The organism is Ferroplasma sp. Type II (assembly GCF_000496155.1).
Genome location: NZ_KI542696.1, coordinates 1 through 11345, shown reverse-complemented (window position 1 = coordinate 11345; position 11345 = coordinate 1). Strand labels below are relative to the sequence as shown.

Genomic DNA, 11345 nt, shown 5'->3' with positions numbered 1-11345 from the left:
CATGGTTAAGGAAATCACTGGCACCGGGGGATAAATCATCCATATAATCTCCTCTCTCAGTATCCTCTAATTTTATAATGTTATATCCCATATCGCATAAAATCCTTGTTGTTATGGCACCGGGAATTAACCTTGTGGCATCAATAACTGTTTCCATAAAAAAGTATAGTATTGTGGTATATAATTTGTTCAGAAAATAATCAATCCCTTGAATTTTGGTTTAATTCCATTGCACGTCTGTATGATCCCAGTACTGCATTGGCTATGGCAGTTCTCACATTAGCCTTCTCCATTTCATATATTCCGGCCGCAGTAGTCCCTCCAGGAGTCATCACCTCATCCCTTAAATCGGATGCTGATAACCCCCTTTCCTTCATGAGCAGCATGGTATTAATGAATGTGTCTATTACAAGCTCACGTGCCTGAAATTTTGGTATGCCCGCCAGTATCCCGGCATTTATCATTGAATCTGCCATAATGGCTACAAAAGCAGGTCCACTGCCGCTTAGCCCTGTTACCGCATCCATGTATGATTCGTTTATTTCAATAGCGGATCCAAAGCCTTTCAGCACCTTTTCTAATATGGCTATATGTTCTCTGTCAAGGTTTTTGTAACTGTATGCAGTGACGGATTTCTGTACCAGCATAGGTATATTGGGCATGCCCCGGGCAACCATGGACTCCCTGAGAACATCCTCTATGTGCGATAATGTTACACCGGCCATGAATGATATTACAAGCTTGCCTTTCACCGCATTCTTTATTTCATTCATTACAGAATCAGAGATATTAGGTTTTATAGTGAGAAGAACTATATCTCCGTATTTTGCATTATCCACATTGTTTTCAAAAATCTTGAATCTGCCTTTATTCCATTTTTCTAACTTTTCGAATGATCCTGAACTGAGAGAAACCTCAAAATCATTTTTTATTCCTTCTGCAATTGAGCGGCCCACTACGCCCAATCCTATAATTGAAGCTTTCATTGCCAATAATTGGAAGATATTATATTATCTTTTTCGATTACACACACACTCTCCGCATGTGTTGAGAGCCAACACTTAATTTTCCTCTTTCACCAATATTATGTCACTTTTCATGACTGCATGCCTGCAGAACCTTATGATATGCAGCATCCAGTGCTACAGGAATCGTCCATTTTCACAGTGATAGCATCTCTTTATGTGATTCGTGGCCATAGCCATGGCTGTTACTCTTCCTTCTCCATCCTCTCAACCCAGAATTTGCTTTCAACTTTATCCAAAATCACCGGTTATTGATCCCCATCTCCCCCTTTTCATGCCTATTACGAAATCCATGAATATGAGCCATGTCAGTTCCGAAAGCCTTCTCATGAGATTTATGAGAATCCACAGGTTATAGAGCAGTACTGAAAAATAGAATATGAAATATCTCACGCCAATGTCGGGGGAATGTGTCTTCTCCTCAAATACCATCTTCTCTCCATAACCATTCTCAATACTCCACCTTTCCCGGTATATCTCTGCAAGATTCCCGACATTGTCCTCAGTGACCTCAATATTTGCGTAAAAGCAGAAATCATGAAGTTTTCCGTCCCTGTGGTATCTCACATGCACGAAGTTGGCTTTAGCCACCTCTTTCCCTGAATCTATGCTGTCATTCACAACAAGGAATGACAGATCATTCTTTGCAGAGTAATGCATCTCCTCTTTCTTGAACCTCAACACCTTTGGATTGTCCTTTGCAGGTACAATGTATTTCATCCCCATGATATCTATATCATTCATCACACCTGCATCCAGGTAGCCACGATCCATGAGAATGATGTTGATCTTTATTCCAAGATCCACTGCATGCCCAATAAGTGTCCTTACCTCCATGGAATTGTCAATGCCGTCAAGCTGATCACGCCTCATGACTGAAAGTACAAACCTCTCACCCTTCTTCACAGATTCCAGTGTTGCAAATCTGTATGCCTTGTCTGTACCCCTGAACTTCTTCGAACCCACAGCTATGAGGTATCTGCTGTCGGTACCGTAATATGGATGGTCATGTTCGTCTATGGCAACATTCACAGATGTTGAGAAGGCACCAATGGAGATTGCCTTCTTAACGATGAGATCCAGCAGTGACTGTATCTTCTCTATTCCAGTTCTCACTGTTTTCCCGCTCTTACCCATATCAGATCCTTTTCTCCTGTGTGAACCGGATTCGGAGGCAATTCCCTTTAACAGCCTGAACATGGTATCACCTGAGGGTGTTCTTGTATTTCCGTAATTCCTTATGTATGTCTCAACATACAGATGATCCGCAATGGCATTCCTCAGTGTTCCTGATACATCGCCTTCAGTATAGATTGACCTTCTCTTGATGGTGGGTGTGAACATGATCTTCATAGCTGAGGAGAAAAATTCTTTTGTATCCTTTACATTACATATCGGGGGGTTATTTTGTTGTTTCATAATACAATATTAATCCCCCAAATTTTAACTTGTCTGCCATGATGGATAAGCAATCAGAACCTTCTGTATCGTAATAAACTACATTGCCGGTGAATTATGCATGTCTGATCCGGTTGGACATGCGGAGAGTGTGACACAATGCAAATCTTTAATAGCACAAATTTGCATAGTATACTATGTCCCTCTTAATAGCATTAATTGTTTTATTAATTGCAATAGCCATCCTGTCCATACCCATGTATATTGCATCACTTATAATAGTAAACAAGTCAACAGCAACCTTCGGGAGTGCCGTAGTAGCAACAGTAATAACGGCACTTATACTTGTATTTCTGTCCATAGCACTTCACTTTCTCCTTGCACCACTTGCAGTCTTTGGAACCTTCCTGGCATTTTTAATTACCCTATTTATTATTCTATATGCTTATAGTTCAATTTATGATATAAGCATGGCAAGAAGCTTTATTCTGGCCGTTATGGAAGTAATTATGTGGTTTGTATTCTTCATCTTCACTGGAATACTGGGTGCCTTTTTCCTATTCATTTAAAATTTATGACAGTAATAGGATATCATTTACCACCTGTGCTGCTGTCTCAAGAGGGCCATCATGTTTTTCAAATACTGTAAGGTCATCATTGTTATCGGTTTTCTCAAGATACCCCATTGAAAGTGAATCCATTGCGGCCAGTGAATCACCGGATTTTATGCTGAATATTTTTGACTCAACAACAGGTTTTGGACCCGGTATAATGTGTGAAAGTACCCTATATATTTCACCGGAATTTCTCATATAGTCTATGTTGCCCAAGTTTTCTATCCCTTCATATTTTACGTCATTTAGTGTGTAATCTAACCCGAGAAGAGCGTTGGCTATAATGACAGTCTTTCTTGCCCCATCCAGTCCATTAGTATCATCGTGATAGTCTGTTTCGGCTATTCCCATGTTCTGGGCAGTTTTTATGGCCTCGTTAAAGTCAACGTTAGCCATAAGCTGGTTAAGGACAAAATTGATAGTAGAACTTACCTGGCCTTTAAACTCCAGAATATTTGAGGATTTCAATGAATACCTGTTAAGGTTAAACAAAGGCACTCCCCCGCCTACAGCTGATTCATAAAGTATGTGTTTCTTATGTGCAACTGATGATTCCATAATTTCTTTCCAGTGAAGAGCCAGGGGTGCCTTATTTGATGTGACTATGTGTTTTCCGCTTTCAAAGGCATTTTTGTACATGCGCATGCCTGCAATGCCATCCTTTGTTGCTGGGGACATGTCAACAATTATGTCTGATGGCAGTGAATAAATATCATCAATTTTTATTACCTCTGCAGCCTCATCAAGTTCTTTTCTTTCCTTGTACATTAAAACCTTATCAAGATTGAGCCCCTTTTTATTATAAATTGTAGTTTTTGAATCCGATACTGAGATCACATTAATATCGGAACCAAATTTGTTCTTGAAATACCCACGATTTTCATTTAAAATACCTACTACAGCCTTTCCTATGTGGCCCAAACCAACAAGAGAAACATTCATTCCTGCTAATTATAACTTATTTTATAAAACTTCTTATGCGATTTTATAAAATATAGTTTTATCCAGTTTCACTCAATGTGAAACAATGAATTTTCGAGAAAATATTAACATTATCAAATTTACCTGTAAATATAATACCTGGCCTTGATAACAATAAATAAAGCATATACTGGCAAGAGTCTACAATCCCAAAACTGAGCGTAAATTGGATAGATTAAATTATAAAATGAAAAGGTTAAAGCCTTCCGTTAAAACATGGATGAAACAACAAGCAATTAAAACTATAAAAAATGCATGATTTGCTGTCTGATATAGGGACATTGTTACACCAGAGGAATCATACATAAAAAGAAAAATAGGTAATAAGATCAAAACACAGAAATTTAGAAGGTATATAAAGAAAGTAATTTCATGAGATAATATGACCATAAATTTACAATAAAAATTAAATATAATAGTGATATATAAAGCATATTATGATTTTAGTGACAAATGATGATGGCTTTAATGCTGTTGGCATAAAACAGCTATATAAGAATGCTTCCATAGTGGATGAGGCAGTTATGGTGGCACCGGACAGTATGAGAAGTGCCTCTGGAATGAGTATTACCTTTACAAAACCCATGAGAATACAATCACTTGAAAGATATGGAATTAACGGGTATTCTGTATCCGGTTACCCGGCAGATACAATTACAGTAGCACAGAATGTGATACTGAAAAACAGGAAGATAGACCTTGTGGTTAGCGGTATTAATTTGGGTTCCAATATATCTCTGCGCTCAATATATGCCAGCGGAACAATATCCGCAGCAATCGCGGCTGCATTGAAGGGTATAAAGTCTATGGCATTTTCAATGGTGACAGATCAGATAAACTCCAATGACGATTCTGATTTTTACAAGGCAGGAATATATTCAAGATATATAATAGAGGCGTTCAAAAACGTTGGATATCCTGAAAATGCTGATATATTAAACATAAACTTTCCGGAAAAGATTACAGATGAAACAAAGATAAAGGTAGTCCCCATGGCACAAAATGTATTCCATGATTATCTTGAACACAACAAAGACCCAAATGGAAAAGATTACTACTGGCTTGGGAATACGATAGAAAAACAGGATGACAAAAACACAGACTACTATGTATTGATGGAAGAGAACAATATTTCTGTCACGCCCCTCTCCATACATGGACATACTGTAACAGATTATGAGCCCACAAAGAGATTTTTTGCTGAAATAACAAAAAATATTCTTGAAAATGAAGATGGCATAATATAATTTTTACATTCAAAAGAATACTGGCCGGTCTATATCATGCAAAAACCTGGAGGATACCTGTTTCACTGACAGAACTTACACATACATATGGACTTATATTATCTCCGTTAGGCTTGAATTCTCTTTTCTCCACTGATGCTTTTCCATAGTAGTTAAAGCCTTATTCAAACATTCTATTCCAGAATTTATCCACATCATAAACTTAGTGTGATTCTTTCTGGCAGATTTATGTGTGAGGCAATAAAATGCAACATATATATGGTTGAAATTTATAAACCAGAATGATAGAAATCCGGAATCTTGAAAAAGAATACGGAAAGAACCAGAAAGCACTGGATTCCATAACACAGGATCTGGAGGGTGGCATAGTTTCCATAATAGGAAGGAACGGTGCAGGGAAGACTACATTATTAAGAATATTATCAACCCAGCTTAAGTCATCATCTGGAGAAGCTTATATTGATGGCCTTAGCGTTAACAAAGACATGAAAAAGATCAGGAATAAAATAGTGAGCATCCCACAGGAAGCTGCCCCAATAGGGATACTTACAGCATATGAACAGGTTTTTATGTACCTTACCGGAAAAGGATTTTCCTTTCATTCCGCTAAGCAGGAGTCAATAAGGGCATTAAAAAGTGTGGGGATGGATAATAAAATGCATGTCCCTACAGATGAACTATCAGGTGGAATGAAAAGAAAAATGTTTGTTGCAATGGCACTTGGTTCCAATGCAGAAACAGTGTTTTTAGATGAACCCACCACCGGTCTTGATCCCCTGTCGAGATTGGAAACATGGGGTGCCATAAAGGAACTTACCGGAAATGTGGTATTGACAACGCATTACATGGAGGAGGCAACAGAACTGTCAAAAAAAATATACATGATGGATTCTGGAAAATTTATTGGCTCAGGCACCGCAGATGAACTTCTTTTTGAATTAAGGGGAAAGGTAAGAATAGAGTCCAGACAGCATATGCCAGGATCCTATAATATAGGTAATATATATGTAAAATATGTTGACAGATCTGACATAACGAAATATGAAAAGGTTTATTATTCAATAAAACAAATTTCTATTGAAGATTTATTTATAATAAGGGGTGTTAACCTTGAATCTTAGATTTATAATGACAATGGCGTGGTATTACGGTGTCAAGACAATAGTCCGGGGTCCGTCATATCTAATAGCTTCCCTTGCAACTCCCCTTACGTTGCTTTTTCTCGTGTTCGTGTTAAGCCATGGCGCACTTGTTAAATTTGCCATTGTTGGTGGTTTAATAGCCTTCGTGGGAACGGTTGGACTTTCCGGTGCAGGAGATTCAGCGTTCTTCAGGCTTCAACTGAGAATACAGGATCTCTATGTGCCAAGCAGGGTCTCACCTTTCGATTATATGGCTGCATTTACATTAAGCTACCTTGTTTTTTCAGTACCTGGAATAATTCTCTACATCTATCTGGGTTCCGCGTATCATCTTTTCAATTCCTATGACTCTGTAATGATGATCCTTGTCATGCTTCTCCTGATAATATCTACCACATCCATATCCTTTATAATATCCGGTTCAATCAAGCATTTGAGAAACATATGGGGAATTACTGGTATCCTCACTATTATCACCAGCATATTGCCACCTACATTTTATCCATATGGTTACGTACCAAAAGATTTCCTTTATATTATTGCACTTTCCCCCACAACACCTGCAGCGGTTGTTGTACAGGGGGCTTTCGGGCTTTCTCCCATGATGGATTCAATGTTTTATATACTGATAATCGAAACTATATGCTATACCATTCTTGCACGGATACTTGTCAGATGGAGAGAAAATTAGAACAAAATCTTATTTATATATTTCCTGTATCATACCACAAAGAAACACTTATATACATTTCTGCCAATATGAGCTTATATGTTGAATACTGTGCATTCAGACCTGCTTTATGATAACTTCGGCAGGCCGGTAAACAGCCTGAGGATACAATTAAATGCAATCTGTAATTTTCACTGCATATTCTGCCACATGGAGGGAACAGAAAGAAGCATGCAGTATATGACTCCAGAGGAGATAGAAAATGTGGTTGAAGTGGCAGCCCGCCACGGTGTCAATAAAATTAAATTCACTGGAGGAGAACCGCTCTTAAGGGAAGATATACTTGAAATCGTACGTAGGACAAGAAAACACATAACAGGAAACATATCACTGACAACAAACGGCGTTGAGCTTCCAAAATTGGCAGAGGGGCTTAAGGAGGCTGGCCTGGACAGAGTTAACATATCATTGCATGCCATAGATGAATATAATTTCCACTTTATAACTGATACCAAGAAAAACTTTCTGCCAGTTGTAAAGGAAGGCATAGAGGCTGCAAAGGAGTCTGATCTGGGCCCCATTAAAATAAACTTTGTCCTGATGAAGAATATAAATGAAAATCAGGTTGACGGCATGATAAAATTCTGCGCTGAAAACAATTGCATACTCCAGCTAATAGAATTTGAGGCTAATGTTGAGAAAGAGCATAGTGAGGAATATATAAAATATCATGTTCCACTGGAACCCGTTGAAAACCGGATAAAACAGAAGGCTGAAAGTGTTGAACATAACCCCCTCCACAACAGGGAAAGGTATACTGTTAACACAGAATATGGAAAAGTCAAAATAGAATTTGTAAAACCAATGCGCAACGTTGATTTCTGCAAACACTGTACAAGATTAAGAGTTACGGCAGACGGAAAGTTTAAAACCTGTTTGCTGAGGGAAAACGATTATTTTGAAATAAAGGATGTACTCGGGGATAACGAAGAGATAGATAAAATGTACAGGGAGGCAGTAAGGGCAAGAGTACCATACTGGAGGTGATTTATGAGGATAACAGTTTTATATTTTGCCCGTGTAAAAGATATAACCGGAACTGCCCAGGAAACCTTCGACATAAGCTGGGGAAGCATGGATGAATTAACGGAAAAAATATTCAGCAAATATCCGGAATTGAGAAACATTAGTAATCTGCTTATTTCAGTAAATAATGAATATTACTCCGGTATTCCACTACGTGAAAATGACAGAGTAGCGTTTTTCCCGCCGGTCAGTGGGGGATAGACAGTAGAGATATTTACATATTTATTTGAAGTATTTTTCCCTTAAATAGCGTAGAAGTCCATCTCCACGTGGGTCAACGCCGGCTTCCGATTCGGAGTCGATGGTAATTCCCTGTGCATGCCCCATCATATCATTAAGGTCGTCCACGGGTTCATAATGGTTGAGCCTCAGTGTGCTTTCATAGTAAACCTTAGAATCACCGTAGATAGATGCTGGATATGCAAATCTTGGGTAGGCAATAGCATCCGGTATACTGTAACCAAGGTCAATGAGTCTCGAAAGTATCTGTACATTTATCTGGGGCTGAACGTCACCACCCATGCTGCCAAGGATTATGTCCTTTTTCCCGGAGGCAAGTACGCTCATTAGAGTATGGAATGTCTTTTTGCCTGGCTCAAGATGATTTCTGTTTTCACTATCCAGTGAAAAGTAGCTTCCCCTGTTATTCATATTTATGCCCGTTCCACTTATATTATGCCCCGATCCGAAACCCATATAGTTGCTCTGTATTGCGCTTATTTCTATGCTTCCATCAAAAATTGAAAAGGCAGTTGTATCGGAAATGTTAGAATTCCCGTTACCTGGGCTAGATTTGTCAGGTTTCAGGTCTTCTATATTTTCCGGTAGCTTCACTCCGTCATAGATGTACTGCCTACGGATATTGTATGCATCGCGCATAGTTTTTATGAGGGTGTCATAGTATTCCTGATGCTCCATTCCAGAGAGATCATAGCCATTCAAGTCCCTTAACCATACAGACGCTGTAAGTCCCTGGCTAACAGGAGGATTAGTATAAACATCGTATTCCCTGTATTTTATTCTGATGGGACTCAATATTTCGGCTTTATATTCCGCAAGATCGGATTTTCTTATAAGTCCGCCTTTTTCTCTCATGTCGCTATCTATTTTATCTGCAACAGCACCATTGTAAAATGAATCCAGACCCTCTTTCACCAGTGTCTCAAGGGTATTCCCCAGATCTTCCTGTTTAAGCCACGTATCTGTATCCTTGTAAATTTCATTGAAGTCATTGTCTCCATCATTGAAATTCTTTATTGCCCTTGCAAGCTTTCTGCTGGGTTCAAATCCTTCAAGTGCAAACTGGATTGCCCTTTTGAAATTTTTATCTATGCCCATGGTGGATTTTTCTGCTGCAATTTTCCAGGATGATACGAGACCGGGTATTGAAAATGAAGAAAGAGGTCCGTGTTTCGGTATTTCTTTGTACCCCTGCCCTGAGTAAAAATCTATATCGGCGGCGGCAGGTGCGAATCCACTTGCGTTTATGCAGTAATATCGACCGTCTTTTATTGTTGCAAATAAATCTCCTCCAAGACCATTAAACTGAGGCTGGACAACAACAAGTGCAGAGGACGCCGCAAGCATGGCATCGTATGCATTTCCTCCTTTTTCCAGTGCTTCCAGTCCTGCCATGGTGCTGAGCGGGTGGCTAGTGGCTACATTATATTTCATAAAATAAATATTTATTTAAACTATTTAAAGAATTTTAAAAAAGCATGTTAACTTATAGTTGTGTATAAGAACATTTTACAATCCAGTTTCTAATACTTAAATGTTTGTCCGACTGGTGTCATATTTATCCTATGATGTAATTAATAGTCTATGAGAAATGACATCAGAAAAATACTCAAAGTTCCCTGTGAAAACATATCCGCTGTTACAGGCGTAGATGAATATTCAAAGAAAATAGATCTCCTGGATCATGCACTCATGATGGTACAGTCAGCCATATACCATAAGGACCTGACTGATCTGGCCATGGATAACAGCGTAAGCAAGTCCCAGCTCTCCAAGCTGGATACAGGAAGGCCTTACCAGGTCTTTGTTGAGTTATTTTACAATCTTGTGTATCCGTACATAATGGCACACAACTATTCCCTTTACAGCAGGTTCCTGAACATCATAGGAATTGATTCAACATTCATCCGCACAGCCATAAAGGAATCCGGGAAGTACAGGAGGGAGAAGACTGAAACAGGGATAAAGATACATGAGGCAGCAGTTCTTTTCCCATTCACACTGCCACTGGAATCTCTCGCAACACCTGCCAACCTCAATGACTCACCGGCATTCGATGAGGTTCTTGGCAGTATAGATCCTGATCTTGTGAAGCAGTCAATACTCACCTTCGACCTTGGCTATTACAATCTTGGCAGGTTCATGGACCTTAAGGCAAGGAATATCATGTTCGTGACCAGGATAAAGAAGAACGCCAGTTATGAGGTGCTGAAAACATATGCACATTCCAGGATCATCAGGTTCCGCAATGGACTCACCCTCAGGCTGGTAAGCATGGAGATTGATGGAGAACAAAAGGATTACATCACAGACATATTTGATCTGCCTGATCTCTACATCCACTGGATATATTCCCAGAGATGGTCAATTGAGATCTTTTTCCGTACAGTGAAGACATACCTGAATATTGGCCATCTCATCTCGAAGAGTATAAACGGCATTCTCATTCAGATATTTTCAGCACTGATTGCATACGTTATACTCCTCATGATACAGGCATCCCTGTCCTACTGGATGGGAATTCCGGAGATGGTCAGGTTGATCAGGCATGGCATAGACCTGCCCATCAATGCAATAAATGTAACGGGCAACGGAACCGTGAAGATATAACCATAATTGAACAGCAGGATCTCCCCGAATAAGGAGACCCTTACTACTCCATACAACTAGAGCATGCTATAATCCCCTTCATTGAAAATAAGCTTTTCCATGGACTTTTCCACCAGCATGTGACATAAACGGGACTTAAATGTGCAATCATGAGTACTATTATCATGCATGAACTTAAAAATTCTGAGAATCTCGGTGAAAATTCATATGCTAAAACTTAAGTATTGGAAACTGGATTGTTAATATGAACATATCGGAAAATATTGAGATAGATGATTATGGAGTTATATGTGTGTTAGAAAGTTCTATAAATACAGAAGAATGGATAAAAC

General features: G+C 39.0%; 12 protein-coding genes and 1 pseudogene. 8 read left to right on the top strand and 5 right to left on the bottom strand.

Annotation, left to right across the window (positions count from 1 at the left end; translation table 11 throughout):
- The 3 genes from AMDU4_RS14135 to AMDU4_RS02910 form a co-directional block, all read right to left on the bottom strand.
- Positions 1-157, bottom strand: a 157-nt coding sequence (locus AMDU4_RS14135) for a CoA transferase (RefSeq protein ID WP_021786493.1), incomplete at its 3' end; no start/stop codon positions are given.
- A gap of 43 nt (positions 158-200) precedes the next feature.
- A complete protein-coding gene (gene proC / locus AMDU4_RS02915) occupies positions 201-986 on the bottom strand; it encodes a pyrroline-5-carboxylate reductase (RefSeq protein ID WP_021786123.1) in 786 nt (261 codons plus the stop codon).
- Positions 987-1256: 270 nt separating this feature from the next.
- Complete coding sequence (locus tag AMDU4_RS02910; RefSeq protein ID WP_021786492.1) at positions 1257-2444, bottom strand: transposase; 1188 nt, start codon at positions 2442-2444, stop codon at positions 1257-1259.
- Between the two features lie 176 nt (positions 2445-2620).
- Here AMDU4_RS02910 and AMDU4_RS02905 point away from each other — a divergent pair, with 176 nt between their 5' ends.
- Positions 2621-2992, top strand: a complete 372-nt coding sequence (locus tag AMDU4_RS02905; RefSeq protein ID WP_290704024.1) for a hypothetical protein — start codon at positions 2621-2623, stop codon at positions 2990-2992.
- Between the two features lie 3 nt (positions 2993-2995).
- Here AMDU4_RS02905 and AMDU4_RS02900 read toward each other — a convergent pair whose 3' ends face one another.
- Positions 2996-3979 carry a homoserine dehydrogenase gene (locus AMDU4_RS02900; protein WP_021786490.1) on the bottom strand — a complete coding sequence of 328 codons (984 nt, stop codon included), beginning with the start codon at positions 3977-3979 and terminating at the stop codon, positions 2996-2998.
- Positions 3980-4136: 157 nt separating this feature from the next.
- Here AMDU4_RS02900 and AMDU4_RS14130 point away from each other — a divergent pair.
- From AMDU4_RS14130 to AMDU4_RS02875, 6 genes and pseudogenes are all read left to right on the top strand, one after another.
- Positions 4137-4238 (top strand): annotated as a pseudogene (locus AMDU4_RS14130) (IS481 family transposase); the annotation flags it as partial.
- Positions 4239-4464: 226 nt separating this feature from the next.
- Positions 4465-5265 carry a 5'/3'-nucleotidase SurE gene (gene surE, locus AMDU4_RS02895; protein WP_290704022.1) on the top strand — a complete coding sequence of 267 codons (801 nt, stop codon included), beginning with the start codon at positions 4465-4467 and terminating at the stop codon, positions 5263-5265.
- A gap of 281 nt (positions 5266-5546) precedes the next feature.
- A complete protein-coding gene (locus AMDU4_RS02890; protein ID WP_021786488.1) occupies positions 5547-6386 on the top strand; it encodes an ABC transporter ATP-binding protein in 840 nt (279 codons plus the stop codon).
- Entirely contained in the window at positions 6376-7098 is a 723-nt protein-coding gene (locus AMDU4_RS02885) for an ABC transporter permease (protein ID WP_290704020.1), read from the top strand. Before AMDU4_RS02890 ends, AMDU4_RS02885 begins: the two co-directional genes overlap by 11 nt.
- 78 nt (positions 7099-7176) lie before the next feature.
- On the top strand, positions 7177-8124 hold the full coding sequence (gene moaA, locus AMDU4_RS02880) for a GTP 3',8-cyclase MoaA (RefSeq protein ID WP_021786486.1): 948 nt from the start codon (positions 7177-7179) through the stop codon (positions 8122-8124).
- A gap of 3 nt (positions 8125-8127) precedes the next feature.
- Positions 8128-8364 carry a MoaD/ThiS family protein gene (locus AMDU4_RS02875; RefSeq protein ID WP_021786485.1) on the top strand — a complete coding sequence of 79 codons (237 nt, stop codon included), beginning with the start codon at positions 8128-8130 and terminating at the stop codon, positions 8362-8364.
- A 21-nt stretch (positions 8365-8385) separates the two neighbouring features.
- Here the strand turns inward: AMDU4_RS02875 and AMDU4_RS02870 are convergent, their stop codons facing one another.
- The gene (locus AMDU4_RS02870) at positions 8386-9837 is read right to left on the bottom strand and encodes a gamma-glutamyltransferase family protein (RefSeq protein ID WP_021786484.1); all 1452 of its coding nucleotides are present in this window, start codon (positions 9835-9837) and stop codon (positions 8386-8388) included.
- Between the two features lie 150 nt (positions 9838-9987).
- On the opposite strand from AMDU4_RS02870, the gene AMDU4_RS02865 reads away from it, so the two are divergent.
- Positions 9988-11013, top strand: coding sequence for an IS4 family transposase (locus tag AMDU4_RS02865; RefSeq protein WP_021786483.1), 1026 nt, complete (start codon positions 9988-9990; stop codon positions 11011-11013).
- Positions 11014-11345 lie beyond the last annotated feature (332 nt).

Coding starts and splice junctions, on each gene's coding strand:
- AMDU4_RS02910 (WP_021786492.1), bottom strand. CDS start 2,444: ATGAAACAACAAAATAACCCCCCGATATGTAATGTAAAGGATACAAAA.
- AMDU4_RS02905 (WP_290704024.1), top strand. CDS start 2,621: ATGTCCCTCTTAATAGCATTAATTGTTTTATTAATTGCAATAGCCATC.
- AMDU4_RS02865 (WP_021786483.1), top strand. CDS start 9,988: ATGAGAAATGACATCAGAAAAATACTCAAAGTTCCCTGTGAAAACATA.
- moaA (WP_021786486.1), top strand. CDS start 7,177: ATGTTGAATACTGTGCATTCAGACCTGCTTTATGATAACTTCGGCAGG.
- AMDU4_RS02890 (WP_021786488.1), top strand. CDS start 5,547: ATGATAGAAATCCGGAATCTTGAAAAAGAATACGGAAAGAACCAGAAA.
- AMDU4_RS02900 (WP_021786490.1), bottom strand. CDS start 3,979: ATGAATGTTTCTCTTGTTGGTTTGGGCCACATAGGAAAGGCTGTAGTA.
- AMDU4_RS02875 (WP_021786485.1), top strand. CDS start 8,128: ATGAGGATAACAGTTTTATATTTTGCCCGTGTAAAAGATATAACCGGA.
- proC (WP_021786123.1), bottom strand. CDS start 986: ATGAAAGCTTCAATTATAGGATTGGGCGTAGTGGGCCGCTCAATTGCA.
- AMDU4_RS02870 (WP_021786484.1), bottom strand. CDS start 9,837: ATGAAATATAATGTAGCCACTAGCCACCCGCTCAGCACCATGGCAGGA.